Source organism: Rhizobium etli CFN 42 (assembly GCF_000092045.1).
Taxonomy (GTDB): domain Bacteria; phylum Pseudomonadota; class Alphaproteobacteria; order Rhizobiales; family Rhizobiaceae; genus Rhizobium; species Rhizobium etli.
Genome location: NC_007761.1, coordinates 2,009,534 through 2,033,998, shown reverse-complemented (window position 1 = coordinate 2,033,998; position 24,465 = coordinate 2,009,534). Strand labels below are relative to the sequence as shown.

The 24,465-nt window shown below is 61.9% G+C and carries 23 protein-coding genes and 1 pseudogene; 4 read left to right on the top strand and 20 right to left on the bottom strand.

The window, feature by feature from the left end; translation table 11 throughout:
* Window positions 1-25 precede the first annotated feature (25 nt).
* The gene (locus tag RHE_RS09955) at window positions 26-1,015 is read right to left on the bottom strand and encodes a potassium channel beta subunit family protein (RefSeq protein ID WP_011425226.1); all 990 of its coding nucleotides are present in this window, start codon (window positions 1,013-1,015) and stop codon (window positions 26-28) included.
* A 304-nt stretch (window positions 1,016-1,319) separates the two neighbouring features.
* Between RHE_RS09955 and RHE_RS09950 the strand changes: the two are divergent.
* A pseudogene (locus RHE_RS09950) lies at window positions 1,320-1,998 on the top strand (cupin domain-containing protein).
* Between the two features lie 584 nt (window positions 1,999-2,582).
* Here the strand turns inward: RHE_RS09950 and ntrC are convergent.
* Genes ntrC through dusB form a run of 3 tightly spaced genes read right to left on the bottom strand, consistent with a single transcriptional unit; the run spans window position 2,583 to window position 6,201 of the window.
* Window positions 2,583-4,034 carry a nitrogen regulation protein NR(I) gene (ntrC, locus tag RHE_RS09945; protein WP_011425224.1) on the bottom strand — a complete coding sequence of 484 codons (1,452 nt, stop codon included), beginning with the start codon at window positions 4,032-4,034 and terminating at the stop codon, window positions 2,583-2,585.
* Window positions 4,031-5,185 (bottom strand): two-component system sensor histidine kinase NtrB, encoded by a 1,155-nt coding sequence (locus RHE_RS09940; RefSeq protein WP_011425223.1) that lies wholly within the window; start codon window positions 5,183-5,185, stop codon window positions 4,031-4,033. The genes ntrC and RHE_RS09940 overlap by 4 nt, the downstream gene beginning before the upstream one ends.
* Entirely contained in the window at window positions 5,182-6,201 is a 1,020-nt protein-coding gene (gene dusB, locus RHE_RS09935) for a tRNA dihydrouridine synthase DusB (protein WP_042118368.1), read from the bottom strand. The genes RHE_RS09940 and dusB overlap by 4 nt, the downstream gene beginning before the upstream one ends.
* A 143-nt stretch (window positions 6,202-6,344) precedes the next feature.
* Between dusB and RHE_RS09930 the strand changes: the two genes are divergently transcribed.
* Together RHE_RS09930 and RHE_RS09925 are read left to right on the top strand one after the other, a co-directional pair.
* Complete coding sequence (locus RHE_RS09930) at window positions 6,345-7,565, top strand: bifunctional 2-C-methyl-D-erythritol 4-phosphate cytidylyltransferase/2-C-methyl-D-erythritol 2,4-cyclodiphosphate synthase (protein ID WP_011425221.1); 1,221 nt, start codon at window positions 6,345-6,347, stop codon at window positions 7,563-7,565.
* Window positions 7,562-8,062, top strand: a complete 501-nt coding sequence (locus RHE_RS09925; RefSeq protein ID WP_011425220.1) for a CinA family protein — start codon at window positions 7,562-7,564, stop codon at window positions 8,060-8,062. The genes RHE_RS09930 and RHE_RS09925 overlap by 4 nt, the downstream gene beginning before the upstream one ends.
* Before the next feature lie 19 nt (window positions 8,063-8,081).
* On the opposite strand, the gene RHE_RS09920 is transcribed toward RHE_RS09925, so the two are convergent.
* The 15 genes from RHE_RS09920 to RHE_RS09850 all read right to left on the bottom strand — a co-directional run bounded on the left by RHE_RS09920 (window position 8,082) and on the right by RHE_RS09850 (window position 21,097).
* Window positions 8,082-8,534: a type II toxin-antitoxin system RatA family toxin gene (locus RHE_RS09920; protein WP_011425219.1), complete on the bottom strand. Its 453-nt coding sequence runs from the start codon at window positions 8,532-8,534 to the stop codon at window positions 8,082-8,084.
* Window positions 8,535-8,543: 9 nt separating this feature from the next.
* Window positions 8,544-9,122 (bottom strand): AAA family ATPase, encoded by a 579-nt coding sequence (locus tag RHE_RS09915; RefSeq protein ID WP_011425218.1) that lies wholly within the window; start codon window positions 9,120-9,122, stop codon window positions 8,544-8,546.
* A gap of 67 nt (window positions 9,123-9,189) precedes the next feature.
* Window positions 9,190-10,161 (bottom strand): lipoyl synthase, encoded by a 972-nt coding sequence (gene lipA / locus RHE_RS09910; RefSeq protein WP_011425217.1) that lies wholly within the window; start codon window positions 10,159-10,161, stop codon window positions 9,190-9,192.
* 47 nt (window positions 10,162-10,208) lie between these two features.
* The gene (locus RHE_RS09905) at window positions 10,209-10,457 is read right to left on the bottom strand and encodes a GlsB/YeaQ/YmgE family stress response membrane protein (protein ID WP_011425216.1); all 249 of its coding nucleotides are present in this window, start codon (window positions 10,455-10,457) and stop codon (window positions 10,209-10,211) included.
* A gap of 14 nt (window positions 10,458-10,471) precedes the next feature.
* The gene (locus RHE_RS09900; protein WP_011425215.1) at window positions 10,472-10,726 is read right to left on the bottom strand and encodes a GlsB/YeaQ/YmgE family stress response membrane protein; all 255 of its coding nucleotides are present in this window, start codon (window positions 10,724-10,726) and stop codon (window positions 10,472-10,474) included.
* 76 nt (window positions 10,727-10,802) lie between these two features.
* A complete protein-coding gene (gene lpdA / locus RHE_RS09895) occupies window positions 10,803-12,248 on the bottom strand; it encodes a dihydrolipoyl dehydrogenase (RefSeq protein WP_011425214.1) in 1,446 nt (481 codons plus the stop codon).
* Window positions 12,249-12,266: 18 nt separating this feature from the next.
* Window positions 12,267-12,848 carry a GNAT family N-acetyltransferase gene (locus RHE_RS09890; RefSeq protein WP_011425213.1) on the bottom strand — a complete coding sequence of 194 codons (582 nt, stop codon included), beginning with the start codon at window positions 12,846-12,848 and terminating at the stop codon, window positions 12,267-12,269.
* A 5-nt stretch (window positions 12,849-12,853) separates the two neighbouring features.
* Window positions 12,854-13,495 (bottom strand): SGNH/GDSL hydrolase family protein, encoded by a 642-nt coding sequence (locus tag RHE_RS09885; RefSeq protein WP_011425212.1) that lies wholly within the window; start codon window positions 13,493-13,495, stop codon window positions 12,854-12,856.
* Window positions 13,496-13,514: 19 nt separating this feature from the next.
* The gene (locus tag RHE_RS09880; protein WP_011425211.1) at window positions 13,515-14,867 is read right to left on the bottom strand and encodes a pyruvate dehydrogenase complex dihydrolipoamide acetyltransferase; all 1,353 of its coding nucleotides are present in this window, start codon (window positions 14,865-14,867) and stop codon (window positions 13,515-13,517) included.
* A gap of 15 nt (window positions 14,868-14,882) precedes the next feature.
* Window positions 14,883-16,277: a pyruvate dehydrogenase complex E1 component subunit beta gene (locus RHE_RS09875; RefSeq protein WP_011425210.1), complete on the bottom strand. Its 1,395-nt coding sequence runs from the start codon at window positions 16,275-16,277 to the stop codon at window positions 14,883-14,885.
* Between the two features lie 16 nt (window positions 16,278-16,293).
* Window positions 16,294-17,340, bottom strand: coding sequence for a pyruvate dehydrogenase (acetyl-transferring) E1 component subunit alpha (gene pdhA / locus RHE_RS09870; RefSeq protein ID WP_011425209.1), 1,047 nt, complete (start codon window positions 17,338-17,340; stop codon window positions 16,294-16,296).
* A gap of 145 nt (window positions 17,341-17,485) precedes the next feature.
* Window positions 17,486-17,806, bottom strand: a complete 321-nt coding sequence (locus RHE_RS09865) for an FtsB family cell division protein (protein ID WP_011425208.1) — start codon at window positions 17,804-17,806, stop codon at window positions 17,486-17,488.
* A 136-nt stretch (window positions 17,807-17,942) separates the two neighbouring features.
* Window positions 17,943-19,217 (bottom strand): phosphopyruvate hydratase, encoded by a 1,275-nt coding sequence (gene eno, locus RHE_RS09860; RefSeq protein WP_004678645.1) that lies wholly within the window; start codon window positions 19,215-19,217, stop codon window positions 17,943-17,945.
* Window positions 19,218-19,358: 141 nt separating this feature from the next.
* On the bottom strand, window positions 19,359-20,204 hold the full coding sequence (kdsA, locus tag RHE_RS09855; protein ID WP_011425207.1) for a 3-deoxy-8-phosphooctulonate synthase: 846 nt from the start codon (window positions 20,202-20,204) through the stop codon (window positions 19,359-19,361).
* The gene (locus RHE_RS09850; RefSeq protein WP_011425206.1) at window positions 20,201-21,097 is read right to left on the bottom strand and encodes a VOC family protein; all 897 of its coding nucleotides are present in this window, start codon (window positions 21,095-21,097) and stop codon (window positions 20,201-20,203) included. The genes kdsA and RHE_RS09850 overlap by 4 nt, the downstream gene beginning before the upstream one ends.
* 196 nt (window positions 21,098-21,293) lie before the next feature.
* On the opposite strand from RHE_RS09850, the gene lexA reads away from it, so the two are divergent.
* Window positions 21,294-22,013 carry a transcriptional repressor LexA gene (lexA, locus tag RHE_RS09845; RefSeq protein WP_042119239.1) on the top strand — a complete coding sequence of 240 codons (720 nt, stop codon included), beginning with the start codon at window positions 21,294-21,296 and terminating at the stop codon, window positions 22,011-22,013.
* Here the strand turns inward: lexA and RHE_RS09840 are convergent.
* The gene (locus RHE_RS09840) at window positions 21,994-24,423 is read right to left on the bottom strand and encodes a ComEC/Rec2 family competence protein (RefSeq protein ID WP_042118363.1); all 2,430 of its coding nucleotides are present in this window, start codon (window positions 24,421-24,423) and stop codon (window positions 21,994-21,996) included. The genes lexA and RHE_RS09840 overlap by 20 nt on opposite strands.
* Window positions 24,424-24,465: the final 42 nt, after the last annotated feature.

The following is a 24,465-nucleotide window of genomic DNA, read 5'->3' as shown; positions in this document are numbered from 1 at the left end:
CTCGGACACTTTTGCGCGACTTGCGTCAGAAACGTCGTGGACCTTCCGGCTTATTTCCTGCAATCGCATCAATGCGGTCCATCACCTCAGGTGTCATCTTGTGCCGGTGCGAGAGGGCCGCGAGGTTGTCCTGCAGCTGGCTGGCGCGCGAGGCGCCGAGAATGACGGTAGAGACGTTCGGATTGGCGAGGCACCACAAAAGGGCAAGATGAGTGATCGACAAGCCGACCTCGTCGGCGAGTTTTGCGAGTTCGCCAACTTGTCGGAGCTGAGCGCGGCCGGCGTCGCTCGACCATCTTTCCTTCAGCCATTCGTAGCCGGGAAGGTTCATGCGGCTGTCGTCCGGCACGCCGTTATTGTATTTACCGGTCAGGACGCCCGAGGCGAGCGGCGACCAGATGGTGGTGCCGAGGCCGATCAAGTCGTAGAGCGGGAGATAATCGGCCTCGACCTTCTGGCGCTCAAAGATGTTGTACTGCGGCTGCTCCATGGTCGGAGGCGTGAGGCGCAGGTCCCGGGCCACGGCATAGGCTTCGGTCAGCTGCTGCGCCGACCATTCCGATGTCCCCCAATAGAGCACCTTGCCCTGGGCGACGAGATCGTGCATCGCCCGGACCGTTTCCTCGACCGGCGTGTCGATGTCGGGGCGATGGCAGAAGTAGAGGTCGAGATAGTCGACCTGAAGCCGCTTCAGCGCCGCGTGGCAGGCGTCGGTCACATGCTTGCGCGAGAGGCCGCGCTGCGTCGGCTTCTGGCCTCCCCAGAAAACCTTGCTGGAGACGACGAAGCTGTCGCGGCTCCAACCAAGCGACTTCAGCGCCTCGCCCATGACGATCTCCGACTTGCCGCTTTCATAGCCTTCAGCATTGTCGAAGAAGTTCACCCCGTTGTCGTAGGCAAGCCGCATGAGATCGACGGCGTCACCGCCGTTCACCTGCTTACCGAAAGTGACCCATGAGCCGAAGGAGAACTCGCTCACCTGCAGGCCCGACTTTCCCAAACGACGATATTCCATCATGCAGCTCCCGCAAATTATGAACATGTGCCGGCCAGTACCCGGCCTCGACAGCACACGATCGATCAACGACCGATCGGCTTAATCTATGGCATGAACGACAATATGCGAGCCTCGGCGCAACAAGCTGCTTAAACCAGCCCCGCAAAAGACGCTCAATGCGGTTTTGATGCCTCCTCGATACTGGCTCTCATTTCCTCGACCGATTGTGCCCTGGTAAACTTCTTGCCGTTTACGAAGAATAGCGGTGAGATGAAGTCCGGCCGCGTCAAGTTTCGGGTGGTGCTGACGATGGAGAAAAACGATGCGTCTGAATCATGATTTCACCAAGCCGACCGTCGTGCACGCCGCGAAACTCGATTGGGTCGCCAGTCCGGCTCGCGGGGTCGATCGCCGGATGCTTTACCGCATCGGCGGGGAAGTGGCTCGGGCGACCTCGATTGTCCGCTATGCCGCAGGCAGCGTCTTTCTGTCTCATACCCACACGGGCGGTGAGGAAATATTGGTGCTCGATGGGATATTCGAGGACGAGCACGGTCGCTTCCCGGCCGGATCATACTTCCGCAATCCGCCGGGCACGTCGCATGCGCCTGCATCCGCTGATGGCTGCACCATCTTCGTCAAACTCTGGCAGTTTCGCGAGGGCGACGAGGCGCAAATCTTGCGCAGACCGGGTGAAGGAGAGCCTGGACTTCGAAACGATGCCGTCACCGCAACGATCCTGTTCGATGACGGTCATGAGCAGGTCTATCTTCAAAGGTGGGGTCGCAGCGCCTCGGCCAAACTTTCGAATCATCGTGGATTGGAGCTGCTGGTTCTCGAAGGCGAGCTGTCTGTCGGAACAGAGCAACTTGTATCCCAGAGCTGGATGCGGCTGCCCGAAGGCGAAAACCTGATGGCGAGCGCCGGTCCGGAGGGGTGCATATGCCTGGATCAAAGACGCACCGCTACAGCACGCCGATGTTCTTAAACTGCCGCGCTGACGCATTTGAACCGCATGCAATTTTGAAAGACTGGGCCGCCAACCCATTCACTGCAACAGTCCGCGACCGCCTCGCCGCCGGGCATCTGTCGGCCGAGGATAAGGATTGGGTCATCGGGACCCTGGGCCCATCGACTGTTTATGGCCGGCAGCGAGACGATTGAACCCCGCTTCCTTGCCGGCGCCGTCGCCGCTACGAGACGGGCGGTGCCGGCGGTCGTTTCGCCAAGCTGATCACAGAGGGCTGCCTCCTCAGCGGTTCCAAACTTGATCCGGAACGGATTGGCAACATCCGTGTGGAATCGGGCGTCTTATCGCATGCTTCCCAACCCATGCCGTCCACCTGTTATCCACAGCTTATCCACAGGCGTGGTGTCGGCGACCGCAGCAACTTCAATGACATTTGCCCGGCGGCAAACAATAGCTCGCAAATACTATGTGACTATCAAATGACACTGCGTTTTTGTTTGCCGGCGCAGATACAAACCGTGACGGGGCTGGGATAGATTTAATTTGTTCCCGACCGTGGCGGCGGATACTGGGAGGAGGAGGCGGTGGGCAAACGAGGAGCCCACCGCCTTTTCTTCAGGCCGTGCGCGAGCTTCTGTAAACAGAGACGCCGAGTTCCCTGATCTTCTTGCGCAGGGTGTTGCGGTTGAGCCCGAGGAGATCGGCCGCCTTGATCTGGTTGCCGCGCGTCGCCGTCAGTGCCGCAAGGATCAGCGGATATTCCATTTCGGTCAGCACACGGTCATAGAGACCGGGAGGCGGCAGGTTGTCGCCGAAGCTCGCAAAATAGGTGCGCATGTTCTCCTCGACGGCCTGCGAGATCGTCATCGAGCCGTTGCGGATCGGCCCCTTGTCGATCGGGCTGTCGGGCACATCGGAGCGCAGCTCGGCATCGATGATCTCGCGAGTGATGACATCCTGGGGATAAAGCGCCATCAGGCGGCGGATGAGATTTTCAAGCTCGCGGACATTGCCCGGCCAGGCATAGGCCTTCATCAGTTCCAAGGCTTCCTGATCGAAGCGTTTGGAGCCGAGGCCTTCCTTTTCCGCCTGCTGGATGAAATGGCGCACAAGATCGGGAATATCCTCAGCGCGGTCGCGCAGCGGCGGCAGGCGCAGCGGCACGACGTTGAGGCGATAATAGAGATCCTCGCGGAAGAGGCCCTGGTTGATCGCCTGCTTCAGATCCTTGTTGGTGGCGGCGACGATGCGCACGTCGGTGCGGATCGGCGTGCGGCCGCCGACGGTGGTGTATTCGCCCTGCTGCAGCACGCGCAGCAGCCGGGTCTGGGCGTCCATCGGCATGTCGCCGATCTCGTCGAGGAAGAGCGTGCCGCCTTCGGCCTGCTCGAAGCGGCCGGTGGAGCGGGTCTGCGCGCCGGTGAAAGCACCCTTCTCATGGCCGAAGAGTTCGGATTCGATCAGGTCGCGCGGGATCGCCGCCATGTTGATCGCCACGAACGGGCCGTTGCGGCGCTTGCCGTAATCATGCAGCGCGCGGGCGACAAGCTCCTTACCGGTGCCGGACTCGCCGGTGATCATCAGCGTCAGATCCGTCTGCATCAGGCGGGCAAGGACGCGATAGATTTCCTGCATGGCCGCCGACCGGCCGACGAGCGGCATGCCGTCCTGCATATCCTCTTCGAGCTTGGCCGGCTTGCGCTTCGGCTCGGCCAGCGCCCGGCCGATGATGCCGATCAGCTCGGTCAGGTCGAATGGCTTCGGCAGATAGTCATAGGCGCCTTTCTCCGAGGCCTTGATGGCGGTCATGAAGGTGTTCTGGGCGCTCATGACGAGGACCGGCAGATCCGGACGGGCCTTCTTGATGCGCGGCAGGAGGTCGAAGGCGTTCTCGTCAGGCATCACCACGTCGGTGACGACAAGATCGCCCTCGCCCGCCGAAATCCAGCGCCAGAGGGTCGCGGCATTGGAGGTGATGCGAACGTCATAACCGGCGCGGCTCAAAGCCTGGTTGAGCACGGTGCGGATCGCCGCATCATCATCTGCAACGAGGATCGTGGCTGTCATCGAGAAGGTCCTGTCGAGCTTGCGGAAGAAGCATCCTCGAGCGAGGCGTCTTTCGACGCCGGCATGAGAACACGGAAAGTCGTGCGGCTGTTCTGGCTGTCGCATTCAATGATGCCGCCGTGATCGCCGATGATCTTGGCGACCAACGCCAAGCCGAGGCCGCTGCCATTCGTCTTGGTGGTGATGAAGGGATCGAAGAGATGCGGCAACAGATCGGCGGGCACACCTGGGCCATTGTCGTGGACGCAGAATTCCAACGGCAGCGAGATTTTTTCGCGCGTGCCGGCGACCGAGAGACGGATGCCGGGGCGATAGGCAGTCGTCAGCATGATCTCGCCGTCCGGCCGGTCGCCGACTGCTTCGGCGGCGTTCTTCACCAAATTGAGGAAGACCTGAACAAGCTGGTCGCGATTGGCATAGACCGCCGGCAGCGATGGGTCGTAACTTTCGGTGATGCGGATATTGCGGGCAAACCCCGCCTTGGCGACCGCCTTCACGTGGTCGAGCACGGAATGGATGTTGACCGGCATGCGGTCGACCGGGCGTTCGTCGGAAAAGACCTCCATTCGGTCGACCAGCGAGACGATGCGGTCGGTCTCGTCGCAGATCAGGCGGGTGAGCGCCCGATCGTCGTCGATGACGGATTGTTCGAGCAGCTGGGCGGCACCGCGGATACCGGAAAGCGGGTTCTTGATCTCGTGCGCCAGCATAGAGGCGAGACCGGTGACCGAGCGGGCGGCGGCGCGGTGCGTCAACTGCCGGTCGATCTTGTCGGCCATCGAGCGTTCCTGAAAGACGATGACGACGGCGCCTGGTTCGCTCAGCACCGGAGCGACATAGAGATCGACGAGTTTGTCCTGACCGAGGCGTGGCGAACTCAGATCGACGCGATATTCGTTGACCGGCGCCTTGCGCTCGCGCACCTGATCGACCAGGGCGAGCAGCGGACTGCCGAAGGGAATGAATGTCGAGATCCGGTAACGCGCCAGATGCGAAGCGCTGGCGCCGAAAAAGGCCTCCGCCTCCCAATTGGCGAAGGCGATGAAACCGGATTCGTCGACCATGACGACCGGGTTCTGGATGGCGTTCAGCACGGCCATGGCAACGGTTCCGCCAGCCTGATCGGGCGGAGATGTCGTATCCTTCGTCATGCCGCCTCCCGGCCGTCGAGCGCACCTGCATCAAGCGCGTGATAAAGGCGCGCGGCCACCTCACGCGGGTCACGCGAGGTCATGATCCCAGCCTTCTCGGTGCCGGCAAGCGCGGGGGCGAAACGCTCGAGATACCAGCCGAGATGCTTGCGGGCATGGCGGATCGCCACCGCCTCGCCGTAGAAATCGAGCATCATCCGGTAGTGTTCGACGGCGATATCGGCAATGTCTTCGCGCCGCGGCTCCGCCGCACCGGCAAGCACGCCGGCATGCCACGGCCTGCCTTGGCAGCCCCGGCCGATCATGACGGCATCGGCGCCGGAGCGGCGCAGGATTTCCTGCGCATCGTGCGCGGTCTCGACATCTCCATTGGCGATGAGCGGAACGGAGATCACCTCACGGACGGCGCGGATCGCATCCCAGTCGGCGCGGCCTTCGTAAAACTGCATGCGGGTGCGGCCATGGATGGTCACGAGCTGAATGCCGGACGCCTCGGCGCGGCGTGCAATATCGGGCGCGTTGATCGAATTCTCGTCCCAGCCGAGGCGCATCTTCAGCGTCACCGGAATGTCGACGGCCTTGACCGTCGCCTCGATCAGGCCGAGTGCGTGATCGGGATCGCGCATCAGCGCCGAGCCGGAATAACCGCCGATCACCTTCTTTGCCGGACAGCCCATGTTGATGTCGATGATATCGGCGCCATGATCGGCGGCGATCTTCGCCGCTTCTGCCATCCAATGCGCCTCGCGGCCGGCGAGCTGGACCATGTGCGGCCGGAAGCCGGCGGCCTTCAGCCGCGACCAGGATTCGGCGGTGTCATTGACCAGCTCGCGGCTCGCCACCATTTCGGTGACGACCAGGCCGGCGCCGAAGCGCCAGGCTAGCTCGCGGAAGGGCATGTCCGTGACGCCGGACATCGGCGCCAGCACAACGCGGTTCCGCACGGACACGGGTCCGATTTGAAAAGGCGCTGCGAGATTCTTGCAAATCAAATGATTATCTTTCAGGCACACCATAGAACTGCATTATTTTTAGCCACAGATCCATGGCTTTGCCAAGGGGGCTCGGATCGGAATCGATATTTTTTGGGCATATGCTGGAAAAGGCCAAAGCAAGAGGTTAGAGCACTCCGGTCAATTCCGCATAATTTAGGGGATTTATGCTGCAAATGCCGTCCAAGCAACCGATATCGGCTGGAATTGTCGTCGTTGCCGCCGGCCGCGGCGAGCGCGCCGGATCTTCCACGGAAGGCCCCAAGCAATATCGCATGATCGGCGGCAAGCCGGTTATCGTTCATACGCTTGAAAACTTCATGACATGGGAAGCCGCCAAACAGATCGTTGTCGTCATTCATCCCGATGACGAGGCGCTGTTTGCCAAGGCGTCTCGCCACATCATCTCGGAAACTCCGATCGAAACGGTACATGGCGGTGCGACAAGACAAGAGTCCGTGCTCGCCGGCCTGAGATACCTTAAGGACAAGCATGTTAGTCATGTGCTGATCCACGACGCAGTCCGGCCCTTCTTCGACCATGTTCTTCTCGACCGCATTGCCGAGCGCCTTGGCAATGGCGCGCCGGCGGTGCTGCCGGCCATGCCAGTCACCGACACCCTGAAACGCGCCGACAGCGCCGGCACCATATCGGCGACGGTCTCGCGCGAGCACCTCTATGCGGCACAGACGCCGCAATCCTTCGTATTCGAAACCATTCTCGACGCGCATGAGAAGGCAGCGGCAAGCGGGCGAAGCGATTTCACCGACGACGCCTCGATCGCCGAATGGTCGGGCATTCCGGTGACGGTCGTCGAAGGCACGCCCGACAACGTCAAGCTGACGCTCAGGAGCGATATCGCCATGGCTGACGACAAACTTTCGGCTCCGATGCTTCCCGACGTGCGCACCGGCAACGGCTATGACGTGCACCAGCTCGAACCAGGCGACGGCGTGACACTCTGCGGCGTGTTCATTCCGCACGACCAGAGGCTCAAGGGCCATTCGGATGCCGACGTCGCGCTGCATGCGCTAACCGACGCGCTGCTTGCCACCTGCGGCGCTGGCGATATCGGCGATCATTTCCCGCCGTCCGATCCGCAATGGAAGGGAGCGGCTTCGAAGATCTTCATCGAGCATGCCGCCCGGATCGTACGGGAACGCGGCGGCACGATCATGAATGCCGACGTCTCGCTGATCGCCGAGGCGCCGAAGGTCGGCCCGCATCGCGAGGCCATGCGGGCGAGGTTGTCCGAATATCTCGGCATCGATATCGAACGATGCTCGGTCAAGGCCACAACCAACGAGAAGATCGGTTTCGTCGGCCGGCGCGAAGGCATCGCGGCGATCGCCACGGCAACCGTCGTCTATCGCTGGAGGAAAAGATGAGCTTGTTTCCGCAGGATATCGTTTCCGCGGCGGAGGCGATCATTCGTGATTTCACCGCCGCCGGGCTCATGATCTCCACCGCCGAATCCTGCACCGGCGGGCTGATCTCAGGCGCCCTCACCGAGATATCCGGTTCGTCGGCCGTCGTCGACCGCGGCTTCGTCACCTATACGAACACGGCAAAGATCGAACTGCTCGGTGTGCAGGAACAAACATTGCTGCGCTTCGGGGCCGTCTCTGAGGAAACCGCGCGGCAGATGGTGCACGGCGCCCTCCTCCGTTCGAGCGCTGACATTGCCGTTGCCGTCACCGGCATCGCCGGCCCCGGCGGTGGATCGGCCGAAAAGCCGGTCGGTCTCGTGCATCTCGCCGCCAAGTCGCGCGCCGGGGCCCTCATCCACCGGAAAATTCTTTATGGCGACATCGGTCGTGGCGAGATTCGGCTGGCGACCATCAGGACGGCGCTGGAGATGGTACGTTTGCTGCTCACGCGTTGAGGATGCCTGCAACCGGCCGTCAGACCGGAGCGTAGATCTTGCTCGCGCGCGTCTCGAAGGCTTCGGTGAACATGCGGAAGGCGCGGTCGAACATCGAGCCCATCAGCGCCCCGAGGATGCGGCTCTTGAACTCGTAATCGATGAAGAAATTGATGGTGCAGCCGCCGGACGGCGTCTCGGCAAAATGCCAGCGGTTCTCGAGATATTTGAACGGGCCGTCGATATATTTGACCTCGATCACCCGCTCGGGTCGGTTCAGCAGCACCTGGGTCGTGAAGGTCTCGCGGATCGCCTTGTAGCCGACCGTCATGTCGGCCACGAGCAGGATCCGGCCGTCGCGCTCCTTGCGGCTCCTGACCGACAGCGCCTCGCAGAGCGGCAGGAATTCGGGATAGTGTTCGACATCGGCCACGAGATCGAACATCTGGTCGGGCGTGTGCGGGACGGAGCGGTGCGTTTCGAATTGCGGCATAGGCGGCACTTAAGCGGGCCGGTCCAGAAGATCAAGGAGCTCGCGCATCTGGCGGCGGGATTTTAGTTGGAGACCCGGCATTTCAGGACCGTCCTCGGCGATGCCGGCAGCATGATCCCGAAGTGCGGCCTCGATTAACGGGACCGCATCGCGCTCGAAGTTCCAGATATAGGAAAGCGCGGCGAGCGACAGGCTTTCAGGGCAGCCGGCAGGCAGTTCGGGACGGTTACGCCCGAAATAACGCAACGCTCTTACGATGGCACCGTACAAACAGACACGTCTTGGCGGGCGAAGCCAGATGACCGCCTGCGCGCGCGGCAGGCGAAGATGAAAGGAGCTGAGGCCGGTCCCATCCATGATCCAGCGCTCGCCCGCCACGGCCTTGCCGATACGGCGATCGACCTCATCGCGCGGCCTCTTTCTCCAGCCCGGCAGCCAGTAAAACTCGCGGTCCATGGAGATGTAAGTAAGGTCGAGCGCTCGCGAGAGCCGCTTTGCGAGCGTGCTCTTGCCGCTCCCGGGGCAGCCGATCACCAGGATACGGTGGGCTGCGGCCAGATTCGAATTCAACCCGGATGTGACATTCATCGGCGACCGCCCAAGGAAAAACCGCGGCAAAATCGCTGCGGTTTCCTAAAAAAGCAAGCGCCGACTATTACTCAGCCGCCATCAGCAGCTTCTTCTCACGCGCTGCCCGCAGCCGCGCAAAATCATCACCGGCATGGTGGGAGGAGCGGGTCAGCGGACTGGAGGCGACCATCAGGAAGCCCTTGCTGTAGGCGACCGTCTCGTAGGACTTGAACTCTTCGGGGGTGACGAAGCTTTCGACCTTGTGGTGCTTTCGGGTCGGCTGCAGGTATTGGCCGATTGTCAGGAAATCGACATCGGCGGTGCGCAGGTCGTCCATCAGCTGCAGCACCTCGTTGCGCTCCTCGCCGAGGCCGACCATGATGCCAGACTTGGTGAACATGGTCGGATCGAGTTCCTTCACCCGCTGAAGCAAGCGGATGGAGTGGAAGTAGCGGGCGCCAGGGCGAACCGTCAGATAGTTGCCGGCTACCGTTTCCATATTGTGGTTGAAAACGTCGGGCTTGGCGGCGACGACACGCTCCAAAGCACCCGGCTTCTTCAGGAAGTCCGGCGTCAGGATCTCGATCGTCGTTGCCGGCGAGGCGGAGCGGATCGCCCAGATCACCTTTTCGAAGTGCTCGGCGCCGCCGTCCTCGAGATCGTCGCGGTCGACCGAGGTGATGACGACGTGGCTGAGGCCCATCTCCCTGACGGCCTTGGCAACGTTTTCTGGCTCGTCCATATCGAGCGCATTCGGCTTGCCGGTGGCGACGTTGCAGAAGGCGCAGGCGCGGGTACAGATCTCGCCCATGATCATGAAGGTGGCGTGCTTCTTGTCCCAGCACTCGCCGATATTCGGGCAGCCGGCCTCCTCGCAGACGGTGACGAGCTTGTGCTCCTTCACGATCGCGCGCGTCTCGGCATAACCCTTGGAGGTCGGCGCCTTGACACGGATCCAGTCCGGCTTGCGCATGACTTCCGTATCCGGCCGATGCGCCTTTTCGGGATGGCGCACGCGCTTGGCGTCGGGATTGATCGTGTCGAGAATGGTCACCATTGCAGTTTCAGCTTTCCGTCGCCCTTGAAGCGGCATCATCTCTTGATCTAGCGCCGCACCAGCCGCGCAAGGAATATCAGCAGGCAGGCGCCAAGGAAACCCGTCACGAAATAACCGAGCCGTCCGCCGGCGAGCTGGACATGGAATTGGGCGAGAATGGCGGTGGCGACGACCGAGCCGACGATGCCGAGCACGATGTTCAGGAAAATCCCGTATCGCGCCTCCATCAGCTTGCCGGCGAGCCAGCCCGCAAGCCCGCCGATGATGATTGCCGATATCCAGCGGACGCCTGCCATGCCTATCCTTACCCTTAAGCGACCGCCCTGGCGACCAGCACCACGATGATGGCGCCGACGGTGGCGTGGATGATCTGCACGACCAGCGCATTTTCAATGCCCAGCGAAATTCCGAGCGCGCTGAACAGATAGCCACCGACGAAGGCGCCGATGATGCCGCTCAGCAGGCATCTGATCAAACCACCGCCACCGACGACGAGACTTGCCAGGAAGCCCGCAACCAGACCGATCAGCAAAAACACCAGCAACGCCTGCGTCTCCATAGACATGATGATTTCCTCTCGCTTTTTCCACCCGACCGGAGTGGCTTCCCACTCCGGAAAAAGGGCGGCGCCCCGAAAATTCTCAAGCGTTCAGCACACGACCATAAGCATCGAGCACCGCTTCCTTCATCGTCTCGGACACGGTCGGATGCGGGAAGATCGTATGCATCAGCTCTTCCTCGGTTGTTTCGAGGTTCATCGCGACGACGAAGCCCTGGATGAGTTCCGTGACTTCGGCGCCGACCATATGGGCGCCGAGCAGCTCGCCGGTCTTCTTGTCGAAGATCACCTTCACCATGCCCTGATCTTCGCCAAGCGCGATCGCCTTGCCGTTGGCGGCGAAGGAGAAGCGGCCGACGCGGATATCGCGGCCCAGCTCCTTGGCCTTAGCTTCGGTGAGACCGACGGAAGCGACCTGCGGATTGCAATAGGTGCAGCCCGGGACCTTACCCTTATCGGTGGGATGAACATTCGGCAGGCCGGCGATCTTCTCGACGCAGACGACACCCTCATGCTCGGCCTTGTGCGCCAGCATTGGCGGGCCGGCGACGTCGCCGATTGCATAGATGCCGGCGACATTGGTCTTGCCGTAACCGTCGGCGACGACGCAGCCGCGGTCAGTCTTGACGCCGAGCGCCTCGAGGCCGAGATTTTCGATATTGCCCTGAACGCCGACGGCCGAAATCATCCGGTCGGCGGTGATCTGCTGCACCTTGCCGTCTGACGTCTCGACATGGGCGGTGATGCTGCCGGCACCCTTCTCCACCTTGGTGACCTTGGCGCTGGTGAAGATCTTCAGGCCACGCTTTTCCAGCTGCTTGCGGGCGATGGCGGTGATTTCAGCATCCTCGACCGGCATGATCGTCGGCATGACCTCCACCACCGTGACGTCGACGCCCATCGAGCGGTAGAAGCTGGCGAATTCGATGCCGATCGCGCCCGAGCCCATGACGATCAGCGACTTCGGCAGTGCATCCGGCTTCAGCGCCTCGAAATAGGTCCAGATCAGCTTGCCATCCGGCTCGATACCCGGCAGCGCACGCGGACGGGCGCCGGTGGCGATGATAATGTGCTTGGCGGTATAGGTGCCCTCGCCCTTGACGTTCTTCGGCAGCGGGTGCTGCGGCTCGACGACCGGCTTCGACGACTTGCCGACGACGATCTCACCAGGCTTCGTAAGCTTCGCCTCACCCCAGATGATGTCGATCTTGTTCTTCTTCATCAGGAAGCCGACGCCGGCGTTCAGACGGGCGGAGACGGCGCGCGAGCGGCCGACGACGGCCTTGGCGTCCGGCTTCACCGAGCCTTCGAGGACAAGGCCGAAATCCTTGAAGTGGTTGGCATGGTCGAGCACCTCGGCCGAGCGCAGCAGCGCCTTGGTCGGGATGCAACCCCAGTTCAGGCAGATGCCGCCCATATGCTCACGCTCGACGATCGCCGTCTTGAGGCCGAGTTGGCTGGCGCGGATGGCGGCGACATAGCCGCCGGGACCGGAACCGATGATGATGACGTCGTAGGATTCAGCCATGTGTGTCCTGCCCTTTGTTTACGCTGCGCTGCGGGTCATGAGCACCCACGCGTGTCTCTTGCTGTTTTCGAAGAGCGGCACGGCGTCAGCGCGCGCAGCCTCCGAGAATCCGTTTCTTCCATAAAGCGACAGAGCCGCCTCGTTATCACTTGCGGTAATGAGACAGACAGGCCGGCGATCGGCCCTATCGATCTGATCCTCCAGCAACCTTCTCCCGATCCCGATGCCGCGCAGATGGCGATAGACGCCGAGACTGCCGATAAACCAGCTTCCCACCACCGTCTTCTGCAAGGCGAGCATCGGCTCGGTCGCGGCGATCGTCGCCTCGACACCCTCTATGGCTTCATCCAGCACATGGCCGATCGCCACGCCCGCAACTTCCCCATAAGCCTCGGCGATCGCGGCATCCCGCCAACCGCCGGTGGCCTCCTCATCGCTCATCTTCAGCCGCCCCAGCTCCAAAGGCGTGTCGGTCACACCATTCGCAACATCGGCAAACCAGAGCCAGGAAGCAAAGCCATGCGATGCGATATCTGCCAGGATCGCCAGCTCCGAGGCATCGCGCCGGGAGGCCTGCCGCAGCGCGATGAAGGCGGTCATCAGCCTCAGATCCCCAGCATCATCCGCACGATGGATTCCAGCCCGCGTCCCAATGCACGGGTATTCTCCGCATCGAGATGAATGCCGTCGATCGGCGTGGTCTTGGCGACGGAATTGCCGTCGAAAAAGCCACAGCCGAGCTCGTCGGCAAGATCGCGATAGAGCGTTGCGAGCTTTGCCGATTCCTCGATTCCGCCGGGAAAAGACGCCGCGAAGGGCACATTGCCCGTCGCGCAGATCGCCGGCGGCGCGACGATCAGGATCTCCGGCCCGTCGAATTCGAAGGGCCAGGCGTGATTGCGGATCAGCCGCACGAGCCGGCTGATGCCCTGGCAGGCGGCAAAGGCGGAGCCCGCCACGACCGGCTTCATGTCGTTGGTGCCGAGCAGAAGAATGACGAGGTCGAGCGGCGCATGCGTCTGCAGGATCGTCGGCAGGACGCGCGCGCCGTTGCGGTCGCAATCGGCGAGGTGGTCGTCGAAAGCGGTGGTGCGACCGTTCAGCCCTTCGGCGATGATACGCGCCTCGCTGCCGAGCGCCGCCTGAAGCACGCTCGGCCAGCGATTCTTGTACTCGTGACGGCCGATGTTTTCGGGGTCATGACCCCAGGTCAGCGAGTCACCATAGCAAAGAACGGTCTTGGTCATTTCCGCCTCCGCTTCGCTATTAGACGAGCATGCCCATCGGGTTTTCGATGTAGCCCTTGAAGGCCTGGAGGAGCTCGGCGCCGAGCGCACCGTCGACGCAACGATGGTCGGTTGACAGCGTCACCGACATCACGGTGGCAATCGCCATTTCGCCGTTCTTGACGACGACCCGCTGCTCCCCGGCGCCGACTGCGAGGATCGTCGCATGCGGCGGGTTGACGACGGCGGCGAAATTCTTGACGCCCATCATGCCCATGTTCGAGACCGAGCTGGTGCCGCCCTGATATTCCTCGGGCTTCAGCTTGCGGTCCTTGGCGCGCTTGCCGAGATCGCGCATCTCGTTGGAGATGGCAGACAGCGTCTTCTGTTCGGCCTTGCGAATGATCGGGGTGATCAGGCCGCCGGGGATCGAGACGGCGACGCCGACGTCGGCGTGCTTGTGCTTGACCATGTTGCTGTCGGTCCACGACACATTGGCGTCCGGAACGTCGCGCAATGCCAGCGCCATGGCCTTGATCACCATGTCGTTGACCGAGAGCTTGTAGGCCGGCGCGTTTTCCTTGCGCGGCGCCGCATCGTTGAGCTGGGCGCGCAGCGCCATCAGCGCATCGAGCTCGCAATCGACGCTGACATAGAAATGCGGGATCGTCTGCTTCGACTCGACCAGGCGCCGGGCAATCGTCTTGCGCATGCCGTCATGCGGGACGAGCTCGTAGGAGCCCGGCTCGAACAGCTTGAGAACGGCATCATCGGAAGCGCCCTTCGGCGCGGCGGCAGGAGCCGGCGCGACAGCCTGCGGAGCCGAAGCAGCGGCAGGCGCCGGAGCGGGCTTGGCGCCGCCGGCAAGGGCAGCTTCGATATCGCTCTTGATCACGCGGCCATGCGGACCAGAACCGGCGACGGCCGAAAGGTCGATGCCGGCTTCCTTGGCCAGGCGGCGTGCGAGCGGCGAAGAAAAGGTGCGGTTGCCACCAGCCGAAACGGCCGCGGGTGCAGCGGTAGGTGCCGGTGCCGCGGCCGGAGCGGCCTCAGCCTTCGCTGGCGCAGCGTCGGCTTTCGGCGCAGATGCAGCCTCAGCCTTGGCCGGAGCAGCGGAACCCGCGCCGCTTGCGGCAGCGGCGACATCCTCGCCATCGGCCGCGAGAACGGCGATCAGCGCATTGACCTTGACGCCTTCGGTGCCGGCGGCAACGACGAGCTTGGCGACCGTGCCTTCATCGACAGCTTCGACTTCCATCGTCGCCTTGTCGGTCTCGATCTCGGCGATCACATCGCCAGACTTGACCTTGTCGCCTTCCTTGACCAGCCACTTGGCCAGATTGCCTTCTTCCATGGTCGGAGAGAGGGCGGGCATCGTGATATTGATCGGCATCGAGATACCCTCCCCTTATTTGTAGCAAACGGCCTTCACCGCATCGACGACTTCGCCGACGTTCGGAAGCGCCAGCTTTTCGAGATTGGCGGCGTAAGGCATCGGCACGTCCTTGCCCGCAATCGTCAGGATCGGCGCATCGAGATAGTCGAAGGCCTGCTGCATGACGCGGGTGGCGATTTCGGTGCCGACGGAAGACTGCGGATAACCTTCCTCGACGGTGACTAGGCGACCGGTCTTCTTGACCGATTCGATGACCGTCGGAAGATCCATCGGGCGGATGGTGCGAAGGTCGATCAGTTCGACGTCGATGCCGATCTTTTCGAGTTCGGCAACCGCCTTCGTCGCATAGGTCATGCCGATGCCGAAGGAGACGACCGTGGCGTCCTTGCCCGAACGATGGATGCGGGCCCTGCCGATCGGCAGGACGAAATTATCGAGCTTCGGCACGTCGAAGTGCTGGCCGTAGAGAATTTCGTTTTCAAGGAAGATCACCGGGTTCGGATCGCGGATTGCAGCCTTCAGCAGGCCCTTGGCGTCGGATGCCGTGTAGGGCATGACGACCTTCAGGCCGGGGATGGCGCTGTACCAGGCCGCATAATCCTGGCTGTGCTGGGCGCCGACGCGAGCTGCTGCACCGTTCGGGCCGCGGAAGACGATCGGAGCGCCCATCTGGCCGCCGGACATGTAGAGCGTCTTGGCGGCCGAGTTGATGATGTGGTCGATCGCCTGCATGGCGAAGTTGAAGGTCATGAATTCGACGATCGGGCGAAGGCCGGCCATAGCGGCGCCGACGCCGACACCGGCAAAACCATGTTCGGTGATCGGCGTATCGATGACGCGGCGGGGGCCGAATTCCTGCAGCAGGCCTTGGGTGACCTTGTAGGCGCCCTGATATTCGGCGACTTCCTCGCCCATGACGAAGACGTCATCACTGGCGCGCATTTCTTCGGCCATGGCGTCGCGGAGCGCTTCGCGCACGGTCATCGACACCATTTCGGTGCCGGCAGGGATTTCCGGGTCGTTCGGCACGGCAGCCTTCGGCTCGGCGGGAACGGGAGCGGCAGCCGAACCCGTATTCGTTGGCTTTTCTTCCTGGGCAACCTGCGGAGCAGCGACGGGAGCCGGCTGAGCAGCGGGAGCAGTGGAAATCGCGTCCGCCGATTCGCCATCCTGCAGCAGCACGGCGATCTTGGTGTTGACCTTGACACCTTCGGTGCCGGCGTCGACGAGCAGCTTGCCGATGACGCCTTCGTCGACGGCTTCGACTTCCATCGTCGCCTTGTCGGTCTCGATTTCGGCAATGATGTCGCCAGAGGTGACCTTGTCACCTTCCTGCTTCAGCCATTTGGACAGCGTGCCTTCTTCCATCGTCGGAGAAAGGGCGGGCATGAGGATATCGATAGGCATGGGTTCCCTCCCCGAATTAGAGCAGAATGTCGGTGTAGAGCTCGGATGCATCCGGCTCCGGATCGGCCTGGGCGAAATCGGCGCTGTCGGCGACAATGTCGCGGACATCCTTGTCGATTGCCTTCAGATCATCTTCGGACGCCCAGCCCTTTTCGATAAGGCGTGCCTTGACCTGCTCGATCGGATCCTGCTCGGAGCGCATCTTCTGCACTTCTTCCTTCGTGCGGTACTTCGCCGGGTCCGACATGGAGTGGCCGCGGTAACGATAGGTCAGCATTTCGAGGATGATCGGCCCCTTGCCGGAGCGGCAATGTTCGAGCGCCTCGTCGGCCGCCGCCTTGACGGCGCGCACGTCCATGCCGTCGACCTGGATGCCGGGGATGCCGAAGCCGGAGCCGCGCAACGAGTAGTTCGACTGCGCGGTGGCGCGGGCGGTCGACGTGCCCATGGCGTAGCGGTTGTTCTCGACGATATAGACGATCGGCAGCTTCCAGAGAGCCGCCATGTTGAAGCTCTCGTAGACCTGGCCCTGGTTGGCGGCGCCGTCGCCGAAATAGGCGATTGCGACATTGCCGTTGCCACGGTAATGGTTGGCAAAGGCGAGACCGGTTCCGAGCGAAACCTGGGCGCCGACAATGCCGTGACCGCCATAGAAGTGCTTTTCTTTCGAGAACATGTGCATCGAGCCGCCCTTCCCGTGGGAATAGCCGCTGCGGCGCCCGGTCAGTTCCGCCATGACGCCGCGCGCTTCCATGCCGGTTGCCAGCATGTGGCCGTGGTCACGATAGGCGGTGATGACCTGATCGCCCTCCTTCTGCGCCATCTGCATGCCGACGACGACAGCTTCCTGACCGATATAGAGATGGCAAAAGCCGCCGATAAAGCCCATGCCGTAGAGCTGGCCGGCCTTCTCCTCGAAGCGGCGGATCAGTAGCATCTCGCGATAGGCCTTGAGTTCCTCATCCCGATCGAAGTCGGCTACCGGGCCTCCATTCGATGCTTTGGCTGCTGGTTTTGCTGCAGTTTTGCGGCTGGAAACGGTCGCGGTCTTTCGCGGCGCCATTCAACCCTCCCTATGGGTTTGTCGTTTCTCGATGGCGCGTACCATAGGGAAGAAATATGACCACAGCAATGCCATAATTGCATGGCTCGTATTCGTCACTAAACCATTGGAAATACTTAAAAAATCCCAATTAACCGAATTCAGGTTAATTGGAATAATGGTTGAATATGACGATCTCGTCGGCGCGCGACATATTCAGCTGATAGCGCGCTTTTTCGTCCAGCATATCCTTGTCGAGCGAGCCATCACTGAGGAGCGCGACCTGATTTTCCAGATGTTCGCGCTTCGCCTTCAAGATCGCAAGTTCTTTTTCACGCGCGACGCGCTGGTGCTCGAACGTCTCCGTCGCCCGCAGGCCGTAATCACCGTGAATGCAATGATAACCGAAATAGGAGAGGAAGGCGACCGTCATGGCTGGAATGACGAAGCGGCCGAGCTTTCTCTTCTTATGATGCTTTGTCCACATACACGTATGCTCTTGAACGCATTACCAATTCGTTCAGTATAATGCGCAGAGATTAACCGTTCGTTGACCGTAAAAATCAAGCAATAAAAAACCCGCGCCGGGAGGGCGCGGGTTAAGCCGTTGAATTCAGATCCGATCAGCCGCGGATGATCGAGCGGCCGGCATACTGTGCCTGGGGCCCGAGGCCTTCCTCGATGCGGATCAGCTGGTTGTACTTGGCGAGGCGGTCGGAACGCGACAGCGAACCGGTCTTGATCTGGCCGCAGTTGGTGGCAACCGCGAGATCGGCGATGGTCGAATCCTCGGTCTCGCCGGAACGGTGGGACATGACCGCGGTGTAGGCCGCCTTGTGCGCCGTATTGACCGCATCGAGCGTTTCCGTCAGCGAACCGATCTGGTTGACCTTGACGAGGATTGAGTTGGCGACACCCATGCGGATGCCGTCGCGAAGACGGGCGGAGTTGGTGACGAAGAGATCGTCGCCGACGAGCTGGATCTTCTTGCCGGCCAGATCGGTCAGCGCCTTCCAGCCGTCCCAGTCGTCTTCGGCCATGCCGTCCTCGATCGAGATGATCGGGTACTTGGCGGCGAGTTCGGCCAGATATTCGGCCATGGCGCCCGATTCGAGCGTGCGGCCTTCGCCTTCGAGGACGTATTTGCCGTCCTTGAAGAATTCCGTCGAGGCGCAGTCGAGGCCGAGGTAGATGTCCTCACCCGGCTTGTAGCCGGCTTTCTCGACCGACTTGACGATGAAGTCGAGGGCTTCCGAAGCGCTCTTCAGGCCCGGTGCGAAACCACCTTCGTCGCCGACGTTGGTGTTGTGGCCCTGTGCTGCAAGTTCCTTGCGCAGCGTATGGAAAACTTCCGAACCCATGCGCACGGCTTCGGCGATCGTATCAGCGCCGACCGGCAGGATCATGAATTCCTGGAAGTCGATGGGATTGTCGGCATGAGCGCCGCCATTGATGATGTTCATCATCGGCACCGGCAGCAGGCTGGCGGAAGCGCCGCCGACATAACGGTAGAGCGGCAGGCCGGAGGCCTGGGCGGCCGCCTTGGCGACGGCGAGCGACACGCCGAGGATAGCGTTGGCGCCGAGACGCGACTTGTTCGGCGTGCCGTCCAGCTCGATCATGATGTTGTCGATCTGGATCTGGTTTTCCGCGTCGATGCCGCCGATCGCGTCAAAGATCTCGGTGTTGGCGGCCTCGACGGCCTTTTCGACGCCCTTGCCGAGATAGCGCTTGCCGCCGTCGCGGAGCTCGACCGCCTCATGCGCGCCCGTCGACGCGCCCGAGGGAACGGCCGCGCGGCCCATGCTGCCGTCTTCGAGATAGACGTCGACTTCGACGGTGGGGTTGCCACGGCTATCGAGGATCTCGCGGGCGATGATATCGGTGATTGCAGTCATGGATTCTTCCTGCTCGGTGGGTGATCAAACGTTCGAAGCCTGTCATAATCGAAGGCGTGTAAATTACAATGCCGCAATTATCAGCCTTCGAATCGGCGTTCCCAAGTGGCCTAGACCACGATCATGTCATCCTGTTGAAGGTCAGGCCTTGGCGACCGCATCAAACGCAAGCAATTTCTCAAGCAGCCGCGGCATGTCCTTGAGATAGACCATGTTCGGGCCGTCGGACGGTGCGTTGTCAGGGTCCTGGTGTGTTTCGAGGAAGACGCCGGCAATACCAGTCGCCACTGCTGCGCGTGCCAGCGTCTCGACGAATTCGCGCTGACCGCCCGAGGATTCGCCCTGCCCGCCTGGCTGGGCGACGGAGTGGGTCGCATCGAAAATGACGGGCGCGCCCATCGCCGTCATGATCGGCAGCGAGCGCATGTCGGAAACCAGCGTATTGTAGCCGAAGGAGGCGCCGCGCTCGCACAGCAGCACGTTCGGATTGCCGCTGGCATTAAGCTTCTTCAGGACGTTCTTCATATCCCAGGGGGCGAGGAACTGGCCTTTCTTGACGTTGACGACGCGGCCGGTGCGGGCGGCGGCGATCAGAAGATCGGTCTGGCGGCAGAGGAAGGCGGGGATCTGCAGAACGTCGATCACCTCCGCCACCTCGGCGCATTGCTCGGCGGTGTGGACGTCGGTCAGGACGGGAAAGCCGAATTCCTTCTTCAGGTCGGCGAAGACCTCCATGCCCTTTTCAAGCCCGATGCCGCGCTCGGCCGAGAGCGAGGTGCGGTTCGCCTTGTCGAATGAACTCTTATAAACGAGGCCGACGCCGAGCTTTGCGCAGAGCTCCTTCAGTGTGCCGGCGACCATGAAGGCGTGATCGCGGCTCTCCATCTGGCAGGGGCCGGCGATCAACGACAGGCGGCCTGCATTGGAAAAGGTGACCTGGCCTTCGCCTTCGCCAATCTTGACCTCGGAATTGGTATCAGTGCTCATCGTGGTTCCTCGAAGGCAAAAAGCACGCCCTGCCCGGGCGTGGGCTTCACCAGAATGCGGTTGTTCTTGCGTGTGTATGTCACCCCGTTAGCAGCCAAATGCGCTTCTGTCACGGCAAGATCGGCGACGCTGAAAAGGATTGCCTGACCGCGCAGGCCACGATCGGCGGCGGAAACGACAAGCTCGAAATAAGCCTCCAGCCCTTCCGGTGTCATCAGGCTGATCTTGGCATTCGAGGCGGCGATCTTGATGCCGAAACCGGTTTTCTCCACCGCCGTTTGCCCGACCGCAAGACCAACGAAGGCGGCAAATGCCGCCGGGTCCGGCGTACAAACCGCGATTTCGGCAATGCCGGTCACGCCATTGGCATGTGTCTCCAGCGTGCCGCGATCGGCGGGGAAGGCATTGATGCGCTGACAGGTAAAGAGAAAGAAGTCGGGAGCGCGCAGATCGCCTGAAAAGGCCAGTTTGAAGCTGCCGACGCTTTCCGAACCGTCGGGCATCCGCAGCGGCCGGCTGAACTGCAACATCTCGCCGGCACTCGCTCCGTTGCCGACGAATCGCCGATGATCCAGGCCGGCATCCTCGGTGAGAAAGGCCAGCGCCGAAAGTCCCTCCTCGCCGCAGCGGAAGCGGAAGGCGCGATTGCGGGCGATGAAGACGTTGCCCTGGCGGGCCGCTGCCTCGCTCTCCTCGACGCTCGCCACACCAAGCGGCTCGATATACGTCTTGTCTGCGAAGAAGACGCAGGCATTCTCCGTTCCGAAGGGATGACGCGCATCGGCGGCGACGGTGAAGCCGAGTTTGCCGAGCCTTTCGCGCGCCAGCTCGATATCGACGACCGGAAGTACCACGTGATCCAGCGGATGCGGCTTAGCGGAATGTGCGATCATGATATCCCTCCTGACACGCCAAGAGATGTGCGACAGCACTCCCCTCAATGCAAGACGTGTGTGCCAATCCGGCCAATGAAAATAAGAATCTCGACGAGTTGGCGCGAAGTTTTACGGAAATTTAGCTACTTGCGGAACACATATGGAACAGATAGTGTCTGTTCTGGATTTGTTTCAATCACGGGGTCTGACGTCGATGCTCACGCGCAAACAACAGGAGCTTCTCCTTTTCATCCATGAGCGCATGAAAGAATCCGGCGTTCCTCCTTCTTTCGACGAAATGAAGGACGCCCTGGATCTAGCCTCGAAATCCGGAATCCACCGGCTGATCACGGCGCTGGAGGAACGCGGCTTCATTCGCCGCCTACCGAACCGCGCCCGGGCGCTCGAGGTGATCAAGCTTCCGGAGGCCTATAATCCCAGCCTTCAACCGCGTCGCGGTTTTTCGCCGAGCGTCATCGAGGGCAGCCTTGGCAAGCCCCAGCCGGTCGCCGCCCCCGCTGCGCCAAAGCCGGTCGCCGACAATGGCAACTCCATCTCCGTGCCGGTCATGGGACGTATCGCCGCCGGCGTTCCGATCTCGGCGATCCAGAACAACACGCACGACATCGTCGTTCCCGCAGATATGCTTGGCTCCGGTGAGCACTATGCGCTGGAGGTCAAGGGCGATTCGATGATCGACGCAGGCATCTTCGACGGCGACACCGTGATCATCCGCAACGGCAGCACCGCCAGTCCCGGCGATATCGTCGTTGCCCTCGTCGATGACGAGGAAGCAACGCTGAAGCGTTTCCGCCGCAAGGGTGCCTCGATCGCGCTCGAGGCCGCCAATCCGGCCTACGAGACCCGCATTTTCGGGCCCGACCGCGTCAAGGTGCAGGGTAAGCTCGTCGGCCTCATCCGCCGCTATCACTGACGCTGGACGGGCCGGAATCGATGAAACGGTCGTTGCGCCAATCATAGGCGCGATGGCGCTTCCATGGTCGCGACAAAGCATCGAAGGCGGTGGTGACCTCCAGGCCACTGTCGGCGAAACGCAATTCGAGCGAACCGGTCCTGCGCAGCGTCTCGCCGGTAAACAGCGCCGCACCCGAGCGGCAGCTGGCGAAGCGCAGGCGCACCGACGTCACGACGATATCGCCGGCATCGCAGGCCGGGCCGAGATAGGCGGCATTCTCGATGACGGTGACGACGTGACCATTTGCAAGCCTCGCTGTGCACCAGGCTTTCTTTACGCAGGAAAAACGCTCCGCCTCACCCTCCGCTGCGGCCGTCCGGATGGCGATCCTCGCTTCGTTCTGCTGCTCGCGGGAAAGCCTGAGGCGCCTGTCTTTTTCCTCCGGGACTGCAGGACCATCCAACATTTTCGGCGGATGGTGCGTCGGCAGAACCAGCGCTCTCTGCCACTGGCTGAAGATGAAGTCCGATGGCCTTTCACGGTTGGAGGCGAGCGCGGCCGTGGCGACGACTGCGACGAGAGCGCCATCTTCCGAAATCACCAGATGGGGTGGCCGGGATGCCGGTAGAACCAAGACGGTAACCGTCGAGACGGCGATAAGGGCGGTCCCCACGTGGCGCAGGCGCGTCCGCAGTAGGCTCATCAGCAGGAAACCTGCCACGGCCACCGAGAAGTACCAGCCGGGCAAACGACCGATGTCGATATTCCCGCCCCAGCCGGATATCGTCTTTGCCACCGCGATCACCAGATCGAGGCCGAATCCGACCACCTTCCAGGGTAAGGTATCCAGGCCGAAAGGCATGAGCAGCATCGCTAACAGCCCGGCCGGCATGACTATGAAGGAGATGATCGGCATGGTTGCGAGGTTTGCGGGGAGCCCATAGGCCGTCAGCCGATGAAAATGCTCGATCGAAAACAGCGCCGTCGAAAAGCCCCCGATGAGCGAGGTCAGGAAAACGCCGCCGAAGAAACGCACGACGGCAACAACTGGGCGCAGGGCCGGCATTTTCAGCAAGGCGTTTTGGCGAACGGGCCGGTCCTTCCACAGCTGATAAACCGATACCAGTGCCAAGGTCGCGGCAAAGGACATTTGAAAGCTCGGGCCCAGGACTTCGGAGGGCGAAATTGCGATGATAACAAGGGCGGAAAGAGCGACATTGCGCAGACTGATCGACGGCCGGTCGAAGAAGACGGCAACCAGCATGATGGCCATCATGATGAAGGCGCGTTCTGCCGAGACGGCGAAACCCGAGATTAGGAAATAGGCCGAGACGGCGATGAGCGCGCCGGCGGCGGCGAACTTCTTGGTCGGATGTGCCTGGGCGACGCCGGGAAAGAGGCTGAGCAGCATCCGGAAGCCGACGAAGAAGATGCCGGCCGACAGTGCCATGTTGAGACCTGATATAGCGATGATGTGGGCAAGGCCCGACTGACGCAGCGCCTCTGTCGTCTCATTTGAAATGGCGCGCCGCTCGTCCGTCACGAGAGCGGCGGCAAAAGCGCCCGTGTCGCCGGGCAGGATCGAGCGTATGCGATCGCCGATGCCGCTGCGTAGCCGATAGAGCCGTTCGAGCAGAGCATCGGAAGTCCATCTCGCCCCCGGCGGCTCCACCTGCGGATCGAGCTTCGTCGGCGCGCCGTAGAAGAAGCCGTTCGCACCAATGCCATCGAAATAGGCACCGAAGGAAAAATCGTTAAGCGCGGGCAGCGCCGGGCCCGCCGGCGGTGTCAGCCGTGCCCTGCCGGTGATGATGTCACCGATCTCGAAAGGCGCATCGGCGCCGCGGGCGATCACGGTTATACGCCTCGGCGGCCGCTTAACCTCCGGCTCCGCAGTGCCGGCGACGGCAAGAATATAGCGCCACCGCCCGCGGTCGTCGCCTTCACGCCGCTCGACGCGGCCGGTCACCGTCGTCGTCACCGATGAATCGAGTATGACAGTCGACGCCCGCCAACTCTCGAACTGCGAGCAGAGCATGCCGCTTACTACAAGCGCAAGCGCCAGAAGCGTTATCTGCAAAACCGGCCGGCCGCTGCAGGCGACGAGGACCGCAACCGTCAACGCCGACAGGCCGAGCAGCAATGGGCCGACCGGGATATCGGTCGCCGCCAGAAACCAAAGGGCCGAGCCGGCGCCGAGGAGAACCGGCGAGAACAAGAGCAGGCGGCCATAGTCCACCTCCTCGCTCAGCATTCGGGCGCCGGCACGCGATACTTGTAAGATGGCGGACGTTAGCCGGTGTCGCAAATGGACCGAGGACTGCGTCGTTACCAGCCGCTTCCCCGCTGCAGGCGCAAGAGAAGGCGCGGGATCGGCAAGGCCGACGCCCGCTTGCGGCCGCAATTCGGCTGTCGTTGTTTCCTGCATGCGCCGCCCAAGATCACCCCGCCATGCCCCAGAATGCAACCT

Excerpts from the sequence above, each read along its gene's own strand:
- pdhA (WP_011425209.1), bottom strand. The coding sequence starts at position 17,340 with ATGGCGCCGCGAAAGACCGCGACCGTTTCCAGCCGCAAAACTGCAGCA.
- lexA (WP_042119239.1), top strand. The coding sequence starts at position 21,294 with ATGCTCACGCGCAAACAACAGGAGCTTCTCCTTTTCATCCATGAGCGC.
- RHE_RS09880 (WP_011425211.1), bottom strand. The coding sequence starts at position 14,867 with ATGCCGATCAATATCACGATGCCCGCCCTCTCTCCGACCATGGAAGAA.
- RHE_RS09930 (WP_011425221.1), top strand. The coding sequence starts at position 6,345 with ATGCTGCAAATGCCGTCCAAGCAACCGATATCGGCTGGAATTGTCGTC.
- lipA (WP_011425217.1), bottom strand. The coding sequence starts at position 10,161 with ATGGTGACCATTCTCGACACGATCAATCCCGACGCCAAGCGCGTGCGC.
- kdsA (WP_011425207.1), bottom strand. The coding sequence starts at position 20,204 with ATGAGCACTGATACCAATTCCGAGGTCAAGATTGGCGAAGGCGAAGGC.
- RHE_RS09865 (WP_011425208.1), bottom strand. The coding sequence starts at position 17,806 with ATGTGGACAAAGCATCATAAGAAGAGAAAGCTCGGCCGCTTCGTCATT.
- RHE_RS09940 (WP_011425223.1), bottom strand. The coding sequence starts at position 5,185 with ATGACGAAGGATACGACATCTCCGCCCGATCAGGCTGGCGGAACCGTT.
- RHE_RS09925 (WP_011425220.1), top strand. The coding sequence starts at position 7,562 with ATGAGCTTGTTTCCGCAGGATATCGTTTCCGCGGCGGAGGCGATCATT.
- RHE_RS09955 (WP_011425226.1), bottom strand. The coding sequence starts at position 1,015 with ATGGAATATCGTCGTTTGGGAAAGTCGGGCCTGCAGGTGAGCGAGTTC.
- RHE_RS09915 (WP_011425218.1), bottom strand. The coding sequence starts at position 9,122 with ATGAATGTCACATCCGGGTTGAATTCGAATCTGGCCGCAGCCCACCGT.
- RHE_RS09905 (WP_011425216.1), bottom strand. The coding sequence starts at position 10,457 with ATGGCAGGCGTCCGCTGGATATCGGCAATCATCATCGGCGGGCTTGCG.
- RHE_RS09850 (WP_011425206.1), bottom strand. The coding sequence starts at position 21,097 with ATGATCGCACATTCCGCTAAGCCGCATCCGCTGGATCACGTGGTACTT.
- RHE_RS09875 (WP_011425210.1), bottom strand. The coding sequence starts at position 16,277 with ATGCCTATCGATATCCTCATGCCCGCCCTTTCTCCGACGATGGAAGAA.
- dusB (WP_042118368.1), bottom strand. The coding sequence starts at position 6,201 with ATGGTGTGCCTGAAAGATAATCATTTGATTTGCAAGAATCTCGCAGCG.
- RHE_RS09840 (WP_042118363.1), bottom strand. The coding sequence starts at position 24,423 with ATGCAGGAAACAACGACAGCCGAATTGCGGCCGCAAGCGGGCGTCGGC.
- RHE_RS09890 (WP_011425213.1), bottom strand. The coding sequence starts at position 12,848 with ATGACCGCCTTCATCGCGCTGCGGCAGGCCTCCCGGCGCGATGCCTCG.
- RHE_RS09920 (WP_011425219.1), bottom strand. The coding sequence starts at position 8,534 with ATGCCGCAATTCGAAACGCACCGCTCCGTCCCGCACACGCCCGACCAG.
- RHE_RS09885 (WP_011425212.1), bottom strand. The coding sequence starts at position 13,495 with ATGACCAAGACCGTTCTTTGCTATGGTGACTCGCTGACCTGGGGTCAT.
- ntrC (WP_011425224.1), bottom strand. The coding sequence starts at position 4,034 with ATGACAGCCACGATCCTCGTTGCAGATGATGATGCGGCGATCCGCACC.
- RHE_RS09900 (WP_011425215.1), bottom strand. The coding sequence starts at position 10,726 with ATGTCTATGGAGACGCAGGCGTTGCTGGTGTTTTTGCTGATCGGTCTG.
- lpdA (WP_011425214.1), bottom strand. The coding sequence starts at position 12,248 with ATGGCTGAATCCTACGACGTCATCATCATCGGTTCCGGTCCCGGCGGC.
- eno (WP_004678645.1), bottom strand. The coding sequence starts at position 19,217 with ATGACTGCAATCACCGATATCATCGCCCGCGAGATCCTCGATAGCCGT.